This is a genomic window from Alteraurantiacibacter aquimixticola (assembly GCF_004965515.1).
In the GTDB taxonomy this organism is placed as follows: domain Bacteria; phylum Pseudomonadota; class Alphaproteobacteria; order Sphingomonadales; family Sphingomonadaceae; genus Alteraurantiacibacter; species Alteraurantiacibacter aquimixticola.
Genome location: NZ_SSHH01000001.1, coordinates 1054022 through 1071562, shown reverse-complemented (window position 1 = coordinate 1071562; position 17541 = coordinate 1054022). Strand labels below are relative to the sequence as shown.

20 protein-coding genes are annotated in these 17541 nt (G+C 65.3%); 13 read left to right on the top strand and 7 right to left on the bottom strand.

All coding sequences use genetic code 11. From position 1 onward, the window contains the following. Nucleotides 1–16: 16 nt before the first annotated feature. Nucleotides 17–922 carry a methionyl-tRNA formyltransferase gene (gene fmt / locus E5222_RS04850; protein WP_136692566.1) on the top strand — a complete coding sequence of 302 codons (906 nt, stop codon included), beginning with the start codon at nt 17–19 and terminating at the stop codon, nt 920–922. A 121-nt stretch (nt 923–1043) separates the two neighbouring features. Continuing rightward, nucleotides 1044–1784 carry a tRNA pseudouridine(38-40) synthase TruA gene (truA, locus tag E5222_RS04845; RefSeq protein WP_136692565.1) on the top strand — a complete coding sequence of 247 codons (741 nt, stop codon included), beginning with the start codon at nt 1044–1046 and terminating at the stop codon, nt 1782–1784. 7 nt (nt 1785–1791) lie between these two features. Here the strand turns inward: truA and E5222_RS04840 are convergent, their stop codons facing one another. Continuing rightward, nucleotides 1792–3930 (bottom strand): transglycosylase domain-containing protein, encoded by a 2139-nt coding sequence (locus E5222_RS04840; protein WP_136692564.1) that lies wholly within the window; start codon nt 3928–3930, stop codon nt 1792–1794. Nucleotides 3931–4072: 142 nt separating this feature from the next. Here E5222_RS04840 and E5222_RS04835 point away from each other — a divergent pair, with 142 nt between their 5' ends. The 3 genes from E5222_RS04835 to E5222_RS04825 are packed head-to-tail and all read left to right on the top strand — an operon-like array spanning nt 4073 to nt 6279. Further along, nucleotides 4073–4459, top strand: coding sequence for a DUF6152 family protein (locus tag E5222_RS04835; RefSeq protein WP_136692563.1), 387 nt, complete (start codon nt 4073–4075; stop codon nt 4457–4459). A gap of 11 nt (nt 4460–4470) precedes the next feature. Then, nucleotides 4471–5265, top strand: coding sequence for a hypothetical protein (locus E5222_RS04830; RefSeq protein ID WP_136692562.1), 795 nt, complete (start codon nt 4471–4473; stop codon nt 5263–5265). Between the two features lie 27 nt (nt 5266–5292). Beyond that, a complete protein-coding gene (locus tag E5222_RS04825) occupies nt 5293–6279 on the top strand; it encodes an SMP-30/gluconolactonase/LRE family protein (protein ID WP_136692561.1) in 987 nt (328 codons plus the stop codon). 9 nt (nt 6280–6288) lie between these two features. Here E5222_RS04825 and E5222_RS04820 read toward each other — a convergent pair whose 3' ends face one another. The 3 genes from E5222_RS04820 to cobS all read right to left on the bottom strand — a co-directional run bounded on the left by E5222_RS04820 (nt 6289) and on the right by cobS (nt 9404). After that, nucleotides 6289–6585: a PilZ domain-containing protein gene (locus E5222_RS04820; RefSeq protein ID WP_169053483.1), complete on the bottom strand. Its 297-nt coding sequence runs from the start codon at nt 6583–6585 to the stop codon at nt 6289–6291. 125 nt (nt 6586–6710) lie between these two features. Next, the gene (locus E5222_RS04815) at nt 6711–8324 is read right to left on the bottom strand and encodes a M28 family metallopeptidase (RefSeq protein ID WP_136692559.1); all 1614 of its coding nucleotides are present in this window, start codon (nt 8322–8324) and stop codon (nt 6711–6713) included. A 96-nt stretch (nt 8325–8420) separates the two neighbouring features. After that, entirely contained in the window at nt 8421–9404 is a 984-nt protein-coding gene (gene cobS / locus E5222_RS04810; RefSeq protein ID WP_425456233.1) for a cobaltochelatase subunit CobS, read from the bottom strand. A 68-nt stretch (nt 9405–9472) separates the two neighbouring features. Between cobS and E5222_RS04805 the strand changes: the two genes are divergently transcribed. The 4 genes from E5222_RS04805 (at nt 9473) to E5222_RS04790 (ending at nt 12472) form a co-directional block, all read left to right on the top strand. After that, entirely contained in the window at nt 9473–10135 is a 663-nt protein-coding gene (locus E5222_RS04805) for a glutathione S-transferase family protein (protein WP_169053482.1), read from the top strand. Between the two features lie 91 nt (nt 10136–10226). After that, nucleotides 10227–10901: a glutathione S-transferase family protein gene (locus tag E5222_RS04800; protein ID WP_136692557.1), complete on the top strand. Its 675-nt coding sequence runs from the start codon at nt 10227–10229 to the stop codon at nt 10899–10901. A gap of 51 nt (nt 10902–10952) precedes the next feature. Then, nucleotides 10953–11558 (top strand): glutathione S-transferase family protein, encoded by a 606-nt coding sequence (locus tag E5222_RS04795; protein ID WP_136692556.1) that lies wholly within the window; start codon nt 10953–10955, stop codon nt 11556–11558. Between the two features lie 53 nt (nt 11559–11611). Then, a complete protein-coding gene (locus E5222_RS04790; protein WP_136692555.1) occupies nt 11612–12472 on the top strand; it encodes an oxygenase MpaB family protein in 861 nt (286 codons plus the stop codon). On the opposite strand, the gene E5222_RS04785 is transcribed toward E5222_RS04790, so the two are convergent. Continuing rightward, nucleotides 12473–13063: a J domain-containing protein gene (locus E5222_RS04785; RefSeq protein ID WP_136692554.1), complete on the bottom strand. Its 591-nt coding sequence runs from the start codon at nt 13061–13063 to the stop codon at nt 12473–12475. It lies immediately after the preceding gene. Between the two features lie 88 nt (nt 13064–13151). On the opposite strand from E5222_RS04785, the gene E5222_RS04780 reads away from it, so the two are divergent. The 3 genes from E5222_RS04780 to E5222_RS04770 are packed head-to-tail and all read left to right on the top strand — an operon-like array spanning nt 13152 to nt 15006. Continuing rightward, nucleotides 13152–13406 carry a BolA family protein gene (locus tag E5222_RS04780; RefSeq protein WP_136692933.1) on the top strand — a complete coding sequence of 85 codons (255 nt, stop codon included), beginning with the start codon at nt 13152–13154 and terminating at the stop codon, nt 13404–13406. After that, the gene (locus E5222_RS04775; RefSeq protein ID WP_136692553.1) at nt 13403–14110 is read left to right on the top strand and encodes a glutathione S-transferase; all 708 of its coding nucleotides are present in this window, start codon (nt 13403–13405) and stop codon (nt 14108–14110) included. The genes E5222_RS04780 and E5222_RS04775 overlap by 4 nt, the downstream gene beginning before the upstream one ends. A gap of 11 nt (nt 14111–14121) precedes the next feature. Beyond that, nucleotides 14122–15006 (top strand): pirin family protein, encoded by an 885-nt coding sequence (locus tag E5222_RS04770; protein ID WP_136692551.1) that lies wholly within the window; start codon nt 14122–14124, stop codon nt 15004–15006. Nucleotides 15007–15021: 15 nt separating this feature from the next. On the opposite strand, the gene E5222_RS04765 is transcribed toward E5222_RS04770, so the two are convergent. Then, on the bottom strand, nt 15022–15633 hold the full coding sequence (locus tag E5222_RS04765; protein ID WP_136692549.1) for a YceI family protein: 612 nt from the start codon (nt 15631–15633) through the stop codon (nt 15022–15024). Between the two features lie 113 nt (nt 15634–15746). Between E5222_RS04765 and E5222_RS04760 the strand changes: the two genes are divergently transcribed. Further along, on the top strand, nt 15747–16241 hold the full coding sequence (locus E5222_RS04760; protein WP_136692547.1) for an FKBP-type peptidyl-prolyl cis-trans isomerase: 495 nt from the start codon (nt 15747–15749) through the stop codon (nt 16239–16241). 174 nt (nt 16242–16415) lie between these two features. On the opposite strand, the gene E5222_RS04755 is transcribed toward E5222_RS04760, so the two are convergent. After that, nucleotides 16416–17504, bottom strand: a complete 1089-nt coding sequence (locus tag E5222_RS04755) for a DUF2332 domain-containing protein (RefSeq protein ID WP_342773164.1) — start codon at nt 17502–17504, stop codon at nt 16416–16418. Nucleotides 17505–17541 lie beyond the last annotated feature (37 nt).

The window sequence follows — 17541 nt, the reverse complement described above, 5'->3', positions numbered from 1 at the left end:
GGGAAAGGCCCAACGCATGCGCTTGATCTTCATGGGAACGCCGGATTTCGCCGTGCCGACCCTCTGCGCGCTGGTGGAGGCCGGACACGATGTCTGCGCCGTCTACTCGCAGCCGCCCGCCCGCGCCGGTCGCGGCAAGCAGCTGCGCCTCTCCCCCGTCCACAGGAAGGCGGAGGAGCTGGGGATCGAAGTCCGCACGCCTGCAACCATGCGCGATATCGCCACGCAGGCCGATTTCCACGCGCTGGAGGCCGATGCGGCGGTGGTCGTCGCCTATGGCCAGATCCTGCCGCTGGAGATCATCAACGGCCCGCGCCTCGGCTGTTTCAACGTTCACGGATCGCTGCTGCCGCGCTGGCGCGGGGCGGCGCCGATCCAGCGCTGCATCCTTGCGGGCGACAGCCTGACGGGCATCACCACCATGCAAATGGAAACCGGCCTCGATACCGGTCCCATGCTGCTGAAGGGCAAGACCGAGACCGAGGACAAGACCGCGGGTGACCTGCATGACGAGCTGATGGAGATGGGCGCGCGGCTGATGGTCGAAACGCTCGCGCGGCTGGACGAGATTCGCCCCGAAAAGCAGGACGATCGAGAGGCGACCTATGCCGCCAAGATCGAAAAGGCCGAAGCCGCGATCGACTGGACGGAGACGGCACTCCATATCGAGCGGCGGGTGCGCGCCTTCTCCCCCTTCCCCGGCGCCTGGTTCACGCTCGATGGCGAGCGGGTGAAGCTGCTGCGCGCGCGCATGGTCGGCGTGAACGGCGCGCCCGGCACGGTGCTCGACGAGCAAATGACGATAGCCTGCGGCAATGCAGCCATCCGTCCGGTAGAGCTGCAGCGCGCGGGCAAGCCGGCGATGAAGGCGGAGGATTTCCTGCGCGGCAAGCCTGCGCCTGTCGGGGCGGTGCTCCCATGACCCTGCGGTCGTCATTGCGAGGAGGCCCGAACTTGTTTCGGGGCGAGGCGGCAATCCAGGGCCGTTGTGCGCCTCGCCCTGGATTGCCGCGCTTCGCTCGCAATGACGGGAAAATCGCGGCGTGACCCGCTACGCCCTGACCCTCGAATTCGATGGCGGCCCCTTCATGGGCCTGCAGCGGCAGGTCCACGGCCCCAGCGTGCAGCAAAGCGTGGAAGAAGCGGTGCTCGCCATTACGGGTGAGGATGTGCGCATGCATTCGGCGGGGCGCACCGATAGCGGCGTGCATGCGCTCGGCATGGTCAGCCATGTCGATATCGAAAAGAGCTTCGATCCGTTCCGCCTGTCCGAAGCGCTGAACGCCAAGCTCCGGCCCGATCCGATAGCGGTGCTCGATTGCGAGGTGAAGCCCGATGACTGGCATGCGCGCTTTTCCTGCGTGGGCCGCGCCTATGAATTCCGCATCACCAACCGCCGCGCACCGCTGACGCTGGAACGGGGCAAGGCCTGGCACGTCGCCCGTCCGCTCGACCACGAAGCCATGCACGAGGCGGCGCAGCACCTTGTCGGTTGTCACGATTTCACCACCTTCCGCTCGGTCAATTGCCAGGCGAAGGACCCGGTAAAGACGCTCGACCGCCTCGAGGTGACGCGAGAGGGCGAGCATGTGATCATCCGCGCGGAGGCGCGCAGCTTCCTCCACCACCAGGTCCGCTCGATGGTCGGCACGCTCTCGCTGGTCGGCCTCGGCCAGTGGACGCCTGAGCAGGTGCGCGAAGTGCTGGAAGCGAAGGATCGCCAGCAGCTGGGCCTCAACGCCCCACCCGACGGGCTGTACTTCGTGCGGGCGGTCTATCCTTGATGCGGCCCTAATCCGGTGCCTCGGCCGGCTGGATCGAGAATTCGCCGTCCTGGCCAACGCGGATATCCACCGGCACGCCCTCGATCTCGGTCGATAGCGTTGCCCCGTCCTGTTCGATGGACAGGCGCGTGGAGCCGTCCTCGGTCAGCGGAATGTCCTGCAAATCGTCCACATCGAGCGGCACGATCGGGCCGCCCGGATCGGGCGAGGCGGTGGGATTGGGCGCGGGACGGCTGCTTTCGCCCAGCGCGGCGGCCATGAAATTGCGCCAGATACGCGCGGGTACGCCGCCGCCGGTCACACCACCCAGCGGCGAATTGTCGTCATTGCCGACCCATACACCCACCACCAGGTCCCCCGCATAGCCGACGAAAAGCGCATCGCGATTGTCCTGCGTGGTACCGGTCTTGCCGAAATTGGCGCTGCGCAGCATGGCCGCGCGGCCGGTGCCGCGATTGATCGCGCCGCGCAGCAGCTCCTGCATATCCTCATGCACCGAACTGCGCAGCGATTCCGGCCCGTTGAGCAGCCAGTCCCACCAGCCCTGTTCGGGCCGCGCAAAGGCATGCGGCTCCACCGGATAGGCATTGGCGGCAATCCCGGCATAAGCGGCGGTCAGCTCCATCAGGCTCATGGTCGATGTGCCCAGCGCCATGCTGGGATCGCCCCGGTCGAGCGGCGCGGTAATGCCCAGGTCGCGCGCAGTGGCGATCACCGCATCGTCCCCCACCAGTTGCTGCAGGCGCACCGCGGCAACGTTGGAGCTTTGCGCGAAACCGTCGGCCAGCGTGATGCTCTCCGAATAGCGGCCGCTGGCATTGCGCGGGCGGTAGGAACCCTCTGTGATCTCCGTATTGTCGATCGTATCATCGGGTGACCATCCCTGCTTCAGCGCAGTGAGATAGACGAAGGTCTTGAAGGTCGATCCCACCTGCCGGCGCGCCTGCGTGGCGCGGTTGAAAGGCGATGCGGCATAGTCGCGCCCGCCGATCATCGCCACAACTTCGCCATTGGGGCGCATCGCCACCAGCGCCACCTGCGCGCCGCCCAGCGGCGCGGACTGCGTGACCTGCCGGGCGATGTTCTGCAGACGCGAATCGAGCGTGGTGGTCAGCGTCTGGCTGACATAGCCGACCTCGCTGCGCTGCCGCGCCTCGGGCAGAGCCCAGTCGGCGAAATAGGTGCCGGTGGGCAGGTCATTGGTGGTCCGCACGTCGAGCGAGGGCACGGGCATCGCATCGGCCTGTGCCTGCGTGATGTAGCCCGCCGCGACCATGGATATCTTCACCAGCCGCATCCGCTCCGCCGCAAGGTCGGGGTTTCGCGTGGGAGCCAGCCGGCTGGGGGCCTGCAACAGCCCCGCCAGCATCGCCGCCTGCTCGGGCCGCAAGTTCTCCGGCTGGCGGTAGAAGTAATGCAGGCTCGCGGCGCGCAAGCCGTACATATTGTCGCCGAAATAGGCGTTGGAGAGATAGCGTTCGAGGATCTCGTCCTTGGTCAGCCACGCCTCCAGCCAGAAGGCGATCATCGCCTCTCTCGCCTTGCGGGTCAGCGTGCGTTCGGGGGTGAGGAAAGTGAACTTCGCCAGCTGCTGCGTGATGGTCGAACCGCCGCCCGTGCCGGTGAAGACGGCCCGCGCCACGCCGCGCGGATCGACGCCCCAGTGATCGTAGAAGCGCCTGTCCTCGATGGCGAGGAAGGGCTGGATCACATGCTCGGGCAGCGCGGACACCTCGACAGGCTCGTCCACCACCGCGCCATTGCGCGCGATGGGCGTGCCGTCGCTGGCGAGCAGGGTGACTTGCGGCGGTGCGATCGGCTCCAGCGACTTGGAAAGCGGCGCGGTGATCGCCAGCCAGCCGATCAGGACGATGAACAGCGCCAGCGCCGCCGCCACGCCGCGCACCGCCCACCACCAGCGGCTGCGCCCGCGCCAGCCGCGCCAGAAGCGCCAGTCGCGCTTCGGCGGTACGAGAGGCTCGCCAATATCGCCTCCCGATGGCGGAAGGTCGCCCCCGCCAGCGCCGCCATCGTCACCCCCGCGAAAGGAAGGGTGCCACGGCGCATCTTCCAGCACGGAACTCAGCTCGCCCGGCTGCCAATAGCCGTCGCGATCTTTCTTCCGGGAGCGCAAACTGAAGACCATGCCTTGTGTGTTAACCCAATAATACAGCAAAAGCGAGTCGCGCCCGCCCGGTGCCACCGATTAATACAATTCCGCTGATGACCTTGCCGATTTTTGCTGGCATGTTCCAGATTAACAGGGCCAAAAGGCTCGGGAGAGGACAATGAAGAAACTCATCGCATTGGCCGGTGCGGCCTGCGCGATGGTCGGGCTGGCGCTGGCGGCGCCATCGGCCACCGCCCACCATTCCTTCGCCATGTTCGACCGCAGCCACACCACCACGGTGCGCGGCACGGTACGCGAATTCCAGTGGAGCAATCCGCACGCCTATATCCAGCTGATGGCCAAGGACGCGCAGGGCCGCGACGTGGAATGGAGCCTGGAGATGGGCGCCCCCATGTATCTCTATGCCCGCGGCTGGCGTCCGCGCACGCTGCGCCCCGGCATGGAAGTCTCGGTCGATCTCTACCCGCTGCGCAGCGGTGAGCCGGGCGGCGTGGTCGTGACCGTCAGCGACGCCAGCGGCAAAGAAATCGGCACCAACGAATGAGGGCTTTCGCGATGAGGCCGATTGCCACCACCGTCGCCGTCCTTGCCTGCGCAATGCTCGCCGGTCCCGCCGTGGCCGAGCATCACGAGGAGCAGCACGCCCGCACAGAGGCCTTTGCCGGACTGCCCTACTGGCCCGGCTACTGGGTCTCCGAACACCAGGCCGGCACCACGATCACCGGCCTTGCGCCTATTTTCACCGAGCCGAACCCCGACCTCTCCAACTTCGCCAACGTCATGTCGCTGCGCGCGGACACGGCGAACTGGAACGAGGAAGGCCAGCGTCGCGTGGACCATGTGCGCGCGATTTCCGGCGGGCGGAAGGCCAATGGCTGGGGCTTCCCGATGATGATGAATTCGGCCACTCCGCTGCGCTTCCTCATCACTCCCGAGGAAACCATCATCATCAACGCCTATAACGAGGCGCGCTATATCTACACCGACGGGCGCGACATGCCCGACGAGCTGGATATGTGGCCCACCACCTACGGCACCAGCGTGGGCCATTGGGAAGGCGATACGCTGGTGATCGAAACCGCGATGGTGCAGACGCCGTCCGACTATTTCCACGGCGCCCCGCCCTTCTCCGAGGAGGCACGCTATGAAGAACGCATCCGCATGGACGGAGACCGGCTGGTGGCGGAATTCAAGGTCACCGATCCGGTCACGCTCAACGAGCCTTTCACCTCCAGCATCAGCTGGGTGCGTGACGAGGGCTTCGACCGGATGATCGTGATCGACTGGGACAATGATCGTACCGGGAATGACGGGCAGTTCAACACGATCGAACCCAACGCCGTCGACTAAACCGTCTTTCGGGGGAGAAGAGACGCCATGAAGAGCCTTGCAGTAATCCTCGCCGCCACGATGCTGGCCTCCACCCCTGTTGCCGCGCAGCAGCTTGAGCCGGGCGAAGTCGCGACTGACGTGCCCGCCATTCCCGGCGTCACCTCTGGCGATGCGGAGTGGGAGACCGTGTGGACCGGTCCGATGACGGCGGACGGCATGACCACCACGGCGGACGGGATGCTGCTCTTCGCGCAGGAACAGAGCAATGCGATCTGGAAGCTGTGGCCCGACGGGCGCGCTTTCGTGGAACTGCCCTATGTCACCGGCGCGGGCGCAGCCTCGGTCGATGCTTCGGGCAATGTCTATGCGGTGGAGCGCGGTTGCAGCGATCCCGGCCTGATGCAGCTCACCTGCGATCGTCCGGGCCGCGTGATGCAGCTGACACCCGAACGCAGCGTGGTGGCGAGCCAGATGCCCGATGGCACGCCGCTCGGTCGCCTGAACGACCTCCATGTCGATGGCCGCGGCGGCGCGTGGTTTACCGACGGGCCGCTCTATCACACCGATGCGGCGGGCCATGTCAGCGTGGTTTACGAGCCGCAGGCCTTCACCAATGGCGTGGTCTCCAACCCCGATGGATCGGTGCTCTATGTCACCGACATGCGCGAAATCATCGCCTTCGATATCGGCGAGGACGGCAGCGCCTCCAGCTCCCGCACCTTTGCCACGCTGTCGCAGGATACGCAGGGCTTTGGCGGCGATGGCATGGCTGTCGATGCCGAGGGGCGGCTCTATGTCACCGGCGATGCGGGCGTTTACGTCTTCGCGCTCGACGGAACCGAACTGGGCGTGATCCCCGCCCCGCGCCGCACGATCACCCTCGCCTTTGCCGGGCCGGAGCGCGACCAGCTCTATGTCGGCGCGATGGGAGCCTCCACACCCGATGGCGAGGCATGGGCGACGCCCGAGGGCATTCGCAATGTGGCGATGACGATCTACCGGCTGGAGATGCTCAGCAGCGGGATTCGCTAAAGGGTGAGATCAGGCAGGCGCGGATAGGCGCTGCCACAGGTTTTCCAGCACCGCTTCATGCAGAGCGGTCTCGAATGCGAGGCCCGCGCGCTCATCCTCCACCCAGACGATTTCAGCCGGCTGGGCAGACAGGCCCGGCAGCGTGACCAGCGCGCGTTCGCCCGGTTCGGCACTCCAGCGCTTGCAATCGACCATGCAGCCGCCCTCGCCAATGTCGAGGACTTCCAGCTCGTTCGTGCCGCCCGACTTGACGCGCACTTCAACCATCAGTTTCTGCTTGAGGTCCGAAACACGCCAGATCGTCATGGACATTGTTCTCCTGGGCCGGTCCGGGGCGGAACGGCGGGAATGCGAAGCGGTGCCAACGATGCGTCGCCGGCACCCAAGGCAAGGTAGACAGGCGTACCTAATGCCGCATTAATTCGCCGCGCTCAATGCTCTCCGCCCGTGCCGGCCGCAAAGGTCTCGCCGAAGAAGTCGCCCGCATTCCATTCGGGCCGCTCATCCATATTGGCGATATTGCGCGCGATGGCGAAATTGGCGCCGGTAAATCGTTCCAGCGCGGCAAAATCCACCAGCTCCACCTCATCGCTTGCCTGGTGATAGTGGGTGGACAGGAACTCGCCCTGCGCCGCCTCCCCGCCATTGCCGAAACCGATATCGAGATAGACGGCAGGCACGCCCTGCTTGACATAGGAATACTGGTCGGAACGGGTGAAGAAGCCCTGCTCCGGCTGCGGATCGGGGCTGAGGGTGAGGCCGTACTCCTCCGCCGCGGCGACAACCTGCGGATACATGTTGGACCGTTCCGCCCCGAAGGCGACGACGTCGCTGAAGGCATAGGAAGCGATCGGCATGTCGAGATTGACGTTGGCCACCACCTGCTCGGCCGGAACGGTGGGATTGGCGGCATTGTATTCGGAGCCGACCAGCCCCTTCTCCTCCGCCGTCAGCGCCACGAACAGCACCGGGCGGCGCGGCGGGTGTTCGGCCAGCAGGCGCGCCACCTCGATCATGCTCGATACACCCACGGCATTGTCCATTGCGCCATTGTAGATCTCGTCATCGCCCTCCTCCTCGGTCGGCTGGATGCCGACGTGGTCGAGATGGGCGGTGAGCACGACATATTCGTCCGTCAGCGAAGGATCGCTGCCCGGCAGCATGCCGATCACATTGGGTGCATCGATCCGGGTGAAGTGGCTGGCAAAACCGATCCGTGCGCTGCGGCCGGTGGCGAAGCTGGGAAAACGCTTCTCGGTGGTCATTTCGGCGGCGACGAGGTCGTCATAGTCGAAGTCCAGCCCGTCCAGCAGCGCGCGCGACACATCGGGATGCAATATGCCGGAGACGAGCAGGCCGGGTGAATCGCTATGCGGCGTGCCGTCGCCATTCAGCCAGGTCATTCCCGCGGAATGGCGCGCCTGCCCGGTCAACCGCTCCCATGTGTAGATATTGCTGAGAGCCGGGGTCCACACCAGCAGCATGCCGACAGCACCCTGCTCCGCCACGCGGGCTGCAAGGGTGGAGCGGTAATGCGCCGCCTCTTCCGTGTTGAGATTGGCCGGGCCGCCATAGACGCGCAGGGCGATCTTGCCGTCCAGGTCCACGCCATCGAAATCGTCGCGTTCCGGCAGGTCGAGGCCGTAGCCGATGAAGACCAGCTCCGCCTCCAGCTGGCCGCTTTCCTGCTGCGAGCTGCCGGTGACGTAGAAGTCCTCCCACATGGTGAGCGGTTCCATGCCGCTGATCGCCAGCGCATTGCCTTCCTCCGCGCGGTCCACGCGCAGCATCGGCACGGCCTGGAAATAGGTGCCGTCATCGCCCGCCGGCTCCAGCCCCAGCGCCGCCATGCGCCCGGCGACATAGCCCGCCGCCCGCGCATAGCCGCGCGTGCCCGCCTCGCGCCCTTCCATATTGTCATGCGACAGCACGGTGACGTCGCGCTGCAGGGCATCGCCATCGACTTCAGCCTCGTGAGCGAGAGCCGGGGTGGCGAGGAGAAGCGAAAGGGCGGTGCCGAAAGCGGCCACGGAAATGCGGTTCATGGATGCAAAGTCCCCGTTGCAAATGAAAGCACAGTGCTAGCCGCACAGGCGGCTGGCGCAAGCAGTCACTCGACGAACGGCAGACTCCCGCCGGGTTTACGCCTTGGCGACCACGCTTTCGGGCAATTCGGTACCGAACACGCGCTGGTAGTATTCCGCCACCAGCATCCGCTCCGCCTCGTCACACTTGTTGAGGAAGGTGACGCGGAAGGCGAAGCCGGGATCGTCGAAGATCTCGGTATTCTCGGCCCAGCTGATCACCGTACGCGGGCTCATCACCGTGGAGATATCGCCATTGATGAAGCCCTGGCGCGACAGGTCCGCCACGCGGATCATGTCCGCCACCAGCTTCTTGTCGAGCTTGGTCTTGGTACCGACGATCTCGCGCTCGGTTTCCTCGGGCAAATAGTTCAGCGTGGTGACGATGTTCCAGCGGTCCATCTGCGCCTGGTTGATCGCCTGGGCACCGTGATAGAGGCCGCTCGTATCGCCGAGGCCAACCGTATTGGCGGTGGCGAAAAGGCGGAACCACGGGTTCGGGCGGATCACCTTGTTCTGGTCCAGCAGCGTCAGCTTGCCCGCCTGTTCCAGCACGCGCTGGATCACGAACATCACGTCCGGGCGGCCAGCGTCATATTCGTCGAAGACCAGCGCCACCGGGTGCTGCAGTGCCCAGGGCAGGATGCCTTCGCGGAATTCGGTGACCTGCAAGCCGTCGCGCAGCACGATGGCGTCGCGGCCGATCAGGTCGATACGGCTGATATGCGCGTCGAGATTGATGCGCACGCAGGGCCATTTGAGGCGCGCCGCCACCTGTTCGATATGCGTGGACTTGCCGGTGCCGTGATAGCCCTGCACCATCACGCGCCGATTGTGCGTGAAGCCCGCCAGGATCGCCAGCGTCGTCTCCGGATCGAAGACATAGTCGGGATCGAGGTCGGGCACACGCTCATCCGCCTTCGAAAAGGCCGGCACCTTCAGGTCGATATCGACGCCGAAAGTCTCGCGCGCATCCACTTCGGTATCGGGCTCCGCCATCAGCGTGTCGGAGGTGTCGGTGTTGCTGGTCATCTCGTTCATCTCGCCGCGTTGCCTAGACGCGGGTGGCCATGGCTGCAACAAGCATGTGGCGCATCGGGAGAAAGGCCATGCAAATATTCGGATTTCCCACCAGCCCCTATGTCCGCAAGGTGCTGGTGATCGCGGCGGAAAAGGGGGTCGAGGCAGAGCTGGTGGAGGCGACGCCGCACAAGCCGACGCCCGAATTCCTAGCCGCCAGCCCCTTCCGCATGATGCCGGCGATGCAGGACGGGGATTTCACCCTGCCCGATTCGACCGCGATCGCCTTCTACCTCGACGCCAAATATCCCGACCCGCCGCTACTGCCGGAGGAACCGCAGGCGCGCGGACGGGCCATGTGGATGGACGAGTTCGCCGATACGATCCTGTCCAATTCGGCGCGGGCCATCGCCTTCAACCGTACCATCGGCCCCTCGCTGCTCGGCCTGGCGAAGAACGAGGATGCTGCAGCGGAGGCGGAGACGGCGGTGACACCGGCGCTCGACTGGCTGGAGGAGCAGGTGCCGGAGCAAGGCTGGCTGGTGAGCGATTATTCGCTGGCCGATATCGCGGTGGCGAGTTGCATCAAGACCATGACTTATGGCCTTGATATTACCTTTATCACCTCGCGCCCCAGAACCTTTGCCTGGTTGGAACGCGTCTTTCAGCGACCCGCCTGGATCGAGGTGACCGAGAAAGAGGTGGCCATGTTCAAGGAGGCCATCGTCAGCCGTCACCACCGGTCGGAATAGCGTCTCTACGCGCAAATCCCTGCACAACCAGCGATTTGAGTGGTTATGATGAGATAAATGGGGCGAATCGCCACCGCAAGGGGAATGCGCCATGGCACAGGCAGACGACGCAGCAATCACCATCAGCGCCTTTGAATGGGTGCCCGATTTCGCACGCGGTCAGGTGCGCGACCTGGTGGCGCGCTGGGCGCTGGAAGAGGCGGAGATTCCCTATCGCGTCCACCTGATCCATGCCGGGGCGCCGCGTCCGGCGGATTACCTGCACTGGCAACCCTTCGACCAGGTCCCCGCCCTGCGCGACGCGACGGGCGAGATGTTCGAAAGCGGCGCGATCCTCCACTATCTGGGCGAGAAGGACGCGCGCCTCCTGCCCACCGACCCTGCCGTGAAGATGCAGGCGATGAGCTGGCTTTTCGCTACGCTCAGCTCGGTGGAACCGGTGCTGCGCCCGATCACGCTGATGCCGCTGTTCAATGGTGACAAGGACTGGTGCGCCCCGGCAGTCGCCTCGATGATGCAGCAGGCGGAGCGGCGGCTGGAACAGCTTTCCGCAGCGCTGGGCGACAAGGAATGGCTGGCGGGCCAGTTCAGCGTCGCCGATATCATGATGGCCTTTGTCCTGCGCAGCTTCGGCGGGCAGCTGATCAATGATTGCTCCAACCTCCTCGCCTATCGCGCCCGCGCGCTGGCCCGCCCCGCCTTCGCCCGCGCCCTGCAGGCCCAGCTCGACGATTTGACCGGAGAGCCACCGCACGGCCACGTTTGACCGCAGTTTTTTGTTCGCGTATTGTTCTCACCTTCCAGCAGGAGATTCGCGATGGCCGACTATACCCTTTTCTTCAATCCGATGAGCCGCGCGCTGATCGCGCAATGGGCCTTTGCCGAAGTCGGCGTGGAGCCGGAACTCTCCCTGGTGACATGGGAGGACAAGCCCGCCGCGCTGCTGGAGGTGAACCCGATGGGCAAGGTACCCACGATCATCCATCACACCGCATCGGGTGAGCGGGTGGTGACCGAATGCGCCGCGATCTGCCACTATCTGGGTGAGATGGAAGCGCCCGACCTGCTCCCGCGCGAAGAGGAAAAGGCCGACTATTTCCGCTGGCTGTTCTTCGCCGCCGGTCCCGTGGAAACCGCCGTGACCAACAAGGCCATGGGGTGGGAACCGAAGGATGAGAAGCAGGAGATGACTGTCGGCTTCGGCAATTACGACCGCGTGGTCGATACGCTCGACAAGTGGCTGACAGCCCATGATTTCGTGTGCGGGGACCGCTTCACCATGGCCGATGTCTATGTCGGCAGCCAGGTCGACTGGGGGCTCAATTTCGGCACCCTGACCGACCGCCCCTCCTTCCGCGCCTACCAGTCGAGGCTGCAAGGCCGCGATGCCTATAAGGCGACACTGGGCGCGATAGGCGGCTGACCCCCAGCGCAATCGAACTCGCAATCACGCGCGACCTGCGCCACATTGCGGAAATGGCACGGCGCCCCTTCCCCGATCCGGTTGAATTCGCCCGGCTCAAGCTGGTGGAGGGTGTGCGCGGCATCTTCAACGATCGCGCCAATGGCGAACAGCCGGTGCCGATCTCCGACAACGCCTTGTTCGAGCGGGACACGCCGATCCGCATGGTCCATGCCGATGTCGTTAGCATGATGGTGGGCGGGATGGCCGCGCTGCTCTTGCAGATGCTCCACCCGCATGCCTTGCGCGGCGTGCTCGACCATTCGAATTTCCGTACCGACATGCATGGCCGCCTGCGCCGCACCGCGCGCTTCATTGCCGTCACTACCTATGGCGACCGCGAGGATGCGGAGGCCGCCATCGCGCGCGTCAATGCAATCCACGCCAAGGTCAGCGGCACGCTGCCCGACGGCACGCCCTATTCCGCGCAGGATCCGGCCACGCTCGCCTGGGTGCATCTGACCGAGGCGCGCATGTTCCTTGCCGCCTATCTCGCCCATGTCCGGCCCGACATGCCGCCTGCCGAGCAGGATGAATATTATCGCCAGTTCGCCCTCATCGCCCGCAAGCTGGGATGCGATCCCGTGCCCGAGACCGTCGCCGATGCCGAAAGCCTTTTCAGGCAGATGCGCGGTAATCTTCGCACCGGCTCCGAGGCACGCGAGGTGGCGCAGCTCATCCTGAAAGGGAATAGCGGAGGAGCAGTGGGCGCGATCCAGCCCGCGCTCGCCAATGCCGCGATCTCCCTGTTGCCGCCCTTCGCCCGCACCATGCTGGGGATAGAACCGCCGGGCCTCGCCGCCCTGCCTGCAAGGCTGGCAACCAATGCGCTGGGCGGGACCCTGCGCTGGGCCTTCCGCCAGCAGCGCAGCTAGTCAGGCGAAAGCGTCCGCCTTGCGCAGCAGCTGGTAGGCCTCGACGACTTTCTGCAGGCGCCCCTCATGCCGCCGGTCCCCGCCATTGCGGTCCGGGTGATAGCGGCGCACCAGTTCCGAATAGCGGCGGCGCAGCCTTGCGCGATCGTCCTTCGGGGTCAGCCCCATCACGTTCAGCGCCTCGCGCTCCATCGGGGTGAAGCGGCTGAACTGCTCGTGCTGGCGGCCCTTGGCCTGCTGCCTGATCCCTTCCGCCCGCGCACCGATGGCATCGAGCGGATCGTGGAAATCGGCCCAGCGCGGCAAGCCGTCCACGCCCGCGGTGGGACGAAAGGCCCGGGTCTCTGTCTGCCAGCCGGAAGTCGGCGACTGGGCGGAGTGGATCTCATCCGCATTCATACCGTCGAAGAAGTCGTATCCGGCGTTGAATTCGCGAATATGGTCGAGGCAGAACCAGCGCCATTCGCCCGGCCCGTCAAAGCCGTGGCCGCGATTACCAGGCGCGCGGAATTCACCCGCACCGTCGCATTGGGGCGCCTCGCAGGTCCGGCCTCCATGCTCGTATCGTCCGTGGAATTTGCTTGAGCGCATTCGCTTGAAACTGGGGTATGGGGGCCCAGATGAAAACCCCCGAAGCGCCGATCGGAGAAGAATTTTGGCCGGACCCGTACAAGTTGAAATGGAACAGCTGCTGACCAAGGCCTTCGCGCCGACCCGGTTGGAGGTGATCAATGACAGCGCCATGCATCACGGCCATGCGGGCGACGATGGCAGCGGAGAATCGCATTTCACCGTCGTGATCGAAAGCACCGCTTTCGAAGGCCAGAACCGCGTCAATCGCCAGCGCATGGTCAACAAGGCGCTGGGCGACATTCCGGGCGACCGCGTCCATGCGCTCGCCATCAAGGCCGGCGTGCCGGGAGAGCTCGGGTGAGCTACCAGCTCTGGTACTGGCCCGAGATTCCGGGCCGCGGCGAATTCGTGCGTCTGTTCCTGGAAGCGGCCGAGCTCGATTACGATGATGTCGCGCGTGAACAGGGTGCCGATGCGCTGGTGGAGGACCTGCACGCGCGGCAAGGCATGCGCCCCTTTGCCCCGCCCTATCTCATCGATGGCGATGTGGTGATCGGCCAGACAGCGCTGATCCTGCTCTACCTGTCGGACCGCGAAGGGCTCGGCTCGGGCGATCTCGCCACCGATTTGAAGCTGATGCAGCTGCAGATGGATATCTCCGATCTGGTGGAGGAGGTACACGCCACCCACCACCCGATCGCGCCCGGCCTGTATTATGCCGACCAGATGGATGCCGCCTTCGAAAAGGCGCATGACTTCCGCGAGAACCGCCTGCCCAAATACCTCATTCATTTCGACAATGCGCTGGCCGGCAATGGCGGCCCCTTCATGCTGGGCGAGCAGTGGAGCCATGTCGACACCAGCCTGTTCCAGCTGTTGGAGGGCCTCGATTACGCCTTCCCCAATTTGATGGCCCATCTTCAGGGGAGCTTTCCGAACCTTGAGGCGTTGCAAGGCACAATACCCGATATCGAGGGTGTGGCCGCCTATCTCGCATCCGAGCGGCGGCTGGAATTCAATGAAAACGGCATATTCCGGCACTATGAGGAGCTGGACCAGGCATAGGAGCGCGCGCCATGGCCATCATGCAGACTGTTTCCCCCACCACGCATGATCTGGGCGGCTTTTCCGTCCGTCGCGCGGTGCCCAGCCGCGATTGCCGCATGGTCGGCCCCTTCGTCTTCATCGACCAGTTCGGCCCCGCGCGGCTCGAAAGCGGCGAAGGCATGGATGTGCGCCCGCACCCGCATATCAACCTCGCCACCGTCACATGGCTGTTCGAGGGGGCGATCGACCATCGCGACAGCCTCGGCACTTTCTCCACCATCCGGCCGGGTACGGTGAATTTGATGACCGCCGGAAAGGGCATCGTCCATTCCGAACGCTCGCCGCAATCGGAACGTGACGCAGGCCCTGCCATGTACGGCATGCAGACCTGGCTCGCTTTGCCCGACGGCAAGGAGGAGATCGACCCCGCCTTCGAAGCGGTGAGCGACTTGCCGGTGGTCGAGGATGCGGGCGCCACCGCCACCGTCATCATGGGCGAGCTATGGGGTAGCCGGGCCGAGACTACCTGCCATGCACAGACGATCTATGCCGAGATCAATCTGGAAGCAGGCGGGATGATCCCGATCGATGCCAGCGCGGACGAGCGCGCGGTCATGCTGGTGGGCGGCGACGGCTCGCTCTCCGGCGAGGAATTGCAGCCCTACACGCTCTATGTCCTGAAGCCCGGCGAGGTGATGATGCTGACCAGCGAACATGGCGGCAAGGCCATGCTGATGGGCGGCGAAGCCTTCCCCACCCGCCGCCATGTCTGGTGGAACTTCGTCAGCTCCGACCGCGACCGGATCGAGCAGGCGAAGGAAGACTGGCGCGCAGGCCGCTTCCCCAAGGTGCCGGGCGACACGGAGGAATTCATCCCCCTGCCCGACAAGCCCAAGACCGTCAGCTACCCCTGATCGGGGGCGCGAAACCTATTGCTGTTCGAAGGTGAGGGAGAAGGTCACCGGCACCTGCCCGGTGATCGAATCGAGCCCGGCCAGCCCGCGCAATTCCTCCACGCCCTCGGCGAGGTCGAAAGCGTCGGCGCCGACGATGATCGGGGCGATCGTCGCAACCTTCACCTTGCCTTCGTCCACGCGCGTCACGGCAAGCTCGGTCGCGATCTCGCCGCTGGCGCCATGCAGATCGAGCGTGGCGGTAACCGGCTGGATCAGGCTGTCCCCGGTCTTGAGCGCCGCGAAAGCGGCCGGGTCGAGCGAGGTGGTGACCGTCGCGGCCGGGAATTCCGCCACGTCGAAGAGGAAATCGCGCATCCGCTCGTCGCGCACGTCGATATTGGTCTGTACGCTGGCGAGGTCGATGGTGAGCGTGGCGCTGCCATCGGCGGAAACCGAACCGGTCAGGCCATCGAAGCGATGCGCCTCCGCCACCTGCCCCGCCTTCACGGTGACGAAGGCGAGGTTGGATTCGTCCCCGGCCAGCACCCAGTCGCCGGCCAGCGGCGCTTCCTCCGCAGGTGCTTGCGAACAGGCCGCAAGGGCAAGCGAGGCAAGGATGATCGAAGAACGGGCTGGCAGGGACATGAGGGTACTCCATCGTCGCGAATGTCTTGGTGGAGAATAGGGCATTTGCAGCACGTTTCCACCCGGCAAAAGGGGGTGACGTCCCGCCCCATGCCGGTTAGACGCTCCGCCCTATGAAACACGCCACGCTAATCGCCGCCATGGCCGCCCTGACCCTCGCCCTTCCCGCCAATGCCCAAGATGAGGAGGCTTTTGATATCGCCCAGTCATCCGAATGGTTCAACCAGCAGCAGGCCGCGCTTGCCGCACTCACTCCCGCAGACGGCTGGAGCACGCTTGAAGGCGGGGTGAAGTTCCGCCGCACCGGCGGCGACGGCACCGGCCCCGCGCCGACCGTGCGCGATATCGTGACCGTGCATTACACCGGCAAGCTGACCAATGGCGAGGAGTTCGATTCCAGCCGCGGCGGCGATCCGGCCACCTTCCCGCTCGCCCGCCTCGTGCCCGCATGGCAGGTCGCCATTCCCTATATGGGCGTGGGCGACACGGCGGAGATCATGGTGCCTGCCGAGATGGGCTACGGCCCGCGCGGCGCCGGCCCGATCCCTCCTGCGGCGACGCTGTTCTTCGAGATCGAGCTGATCGATATCATGGTGCCGCCGGGTTGAGTCTGACGTTTGATTGCGTGCGCCCATCCGGGCGCACGTCCTCGGCGCTATTCCCTCCCCCTTCGACAAGCTCAGGGTGCGGGGCAACGCAGTTTATTGTGAGCGGCTGCTGCAAACAGCCAGCCGAAGGGGGCGGCCGGTTGGCCTTGCGGTCGCTAGCGACCGTTTGACAGCCTAGCCCGCCAGCCACTCCACCCATGCACCGTGGGGATGCGCTTCGGCGAGTTGCACCACCTCCTCGCCGCCCGCTTCGTTCATGGGCCAGTATTTCACCTTCAGCTCATGGCGGAAGGTTTCGCGATTGGTCTCCAGCCGCACCCAGGCGAGCGGCTTGTCCGGCGTTGCCGCAGCGCCCGCCTCGTCCATCATCGTGGTGATGTCGGCGCGCGTCTCGGCGGGCAGGTATTGCCACATGATCGTGTGGAACAGCACGCGGGTGACACCGCTCTCCTGCGGGCGCGCGAGCCGCTGGCGGACAAACTCGCCGGCGTCCCTGCGCACCAGCTCGGGCGGCATCTTCGTCGCCATCGCGATCGCGGCATCCATGCGCGCCATGCGTTCCTGCGCATCGGCCCAGATATAGGCCTTGAGCCGCTGCGCCTGCCGCTCATCGGTCAAATCGACCGGGGCAATGTCGCAACCGGCGATATCGGTGATCTCGACATCGGCCTGCGGTGGCGGAGGGCCGCGCCATTCGGGCCGCAGCTGCATGCTGGACAGGCTCGGCCCCGCCTTGGTGCCGCCAAGGTTGTAATGATAGCGGCCCATCATCGTGTTGATCCCCGCCGACGCGCCGATCTCGGTAAGCTCGAATTTCGGCCCCAGTCGTTCGGAAAGCCACAGCAGCGCCGCCATCACGCTGGAGGAGCGCCCCGCCTCGTTCGTCTGCGGCGGTCCATCGAACCATGGCAGCAGCTTGTGATCGAAGGTTTCCACCGCTTCCACCACGATGGCGTCCACCTGCCCCTGGTCGGTGACGAGGCCGGTATAGACCGGCTCTAGCCGCTTCTCCTCGCCCGACAGGTGCAGCGCATGGATGCCCGCCGCGACGCGCAGCGCCAGCGCATCCTCGATCGCCTGCCCCGCCCAGCCGTTGAGCCGCCGCGCAGTAGCCGTCTCGCCTGCCATCACCGCGACCAGCGCGCGGATCACCCGCGCGGTGATCGGCGCATCGGCGCGATCCGCATGGTCGGCATGCCACTCAAGCGCCTCCGCCACGCTGGGAATATCCATCGCCCCCACCCGATCATCTTTCGCTGCCAATGAAGTTGCCCTTTCCGTCCTCCGCGCCTATCTGCCG

Excerpts from the sequence above, each read along its gene's own strand:
- fmt (WP_136692566.1), top strand. The coding sequence starts at position 17 with ATGCGCTTGATCTTCATGGGAACGCCGGATTTCGCCGTGCCGACCCTC.
- E5222_RS04840 (WP_136692564.1), bottom strand. The coding sequence starts at position 3,930 with ATGGTCTTCAGTTTGCGCTCCCGGAAGAAAGATCGCGACGGCTATTGG.
- E5222_RS04835 (WP_136692563.1), top strand. The coding sequence starts at position 4,073 with ATGAAGAAACTCATCGCATTGGCCGGTGCGGCCTGCGCGATGGTCGGG.
- E5222_RS04830 (WP_136692562.1), top strand. The coding sequence starts at position 4,471 with ATGAGGCCGATTGCCACCACCGTCGCCGTCCTTGCCTGCGCAATGCTC.
- E5222_RS04825 (WP_136692561.1), top strand. The coding sequence starts at position 5,293 with ATGAAGAGCCTTGCAGTAATCCTCGCCGCCACGATGCTGGCCTCCACC.
- E5222_RS04820 (WP_169053483.1), bottom strand. The coding sequence starts at position 6,585 with ATGACGATCTGGCGTGTTTCGGACCTCAAGCAGAAACTGATGGTTGAA.
- E5222_RS04815 (WP_136692559.1), bottom strand. The coding sequence starts at position 8,324 with ATGAACCGCATTTCCGTGGCCGCTTTCGGCACCGCCCTTTCGCTTCTC.
- cobS (WP_425456233.1), bottom strand. The coding sequence starts at position 9,404 with ATGAACGAGATGACCAGCAACACCGACACCTCCGACACGCTGATGGCG.
- E5222_RS04805 (WP_169053482.1), top strand. The coding sequence starts at position 9,473 with ATGCAAATATTCGGATTTCCCACCAGCCCCTATGTCCGCAAGGTGCTG.
- E5222_RS04800 (WP_136692557.1), top strand. The coding sequence starts at position 10,227 with ATGGCACAGGCAGACGACGCAGCAATCACCATCAGCGCCTTTGAATGG.
- E5222_RS04795 (WP_136692556.1), top strand. The coding sequence starts at position 10,953 with ATGGCCGACTATACCCTTTTCTTCAATCCGATGAGCCGCGCGCTGATC.
- E5222_RS04790 (WP_136692555.1), top strand. The coding sequence starts at position 11,612 with ATGGCACGGCGCCCCTTCCCCGATCCGGTTGAATTCGCCCGGCTCAAG.
- E5222_RS04785 (WP_136692554.1), bottom strand. The coding sequence starts at position 13,063 with ATGCGCTCAAGCAAATTCCACGGACGATACGAGCATGGAGGCCGGACC.
- E5222_RS04780 (WP_136692933.1), top strand. The coding sequence starts at position 13,152 with ATGGAACAGCTGCTGACCAAGGCCTTCGCGCCGACCCGGTTGGAGGTG.
- E5222_RS04770 (WP_136692551.1), top strand. The coding sequence starts at position 14,122 with ATGGCCATCATGCAGACTGTTTCCCCCACCACGCATGATCTGGGCGGC.
- E5222_RS04765 (WP_136692549.1), bottom strand. The coding sequence starts at position 15,633 with ATGTCCCTGCCAGCCCGTTCTTCGATCATCCTTGCCTCGCTTGCCCTT.
- E5222_RS04760 (WP_136692547.1), top strand. The coding sequence starts at position 15,747 with ATGAAACACGCCACGCTAATCGCCGCCATGGCCGCCCTGACCCTCGCC.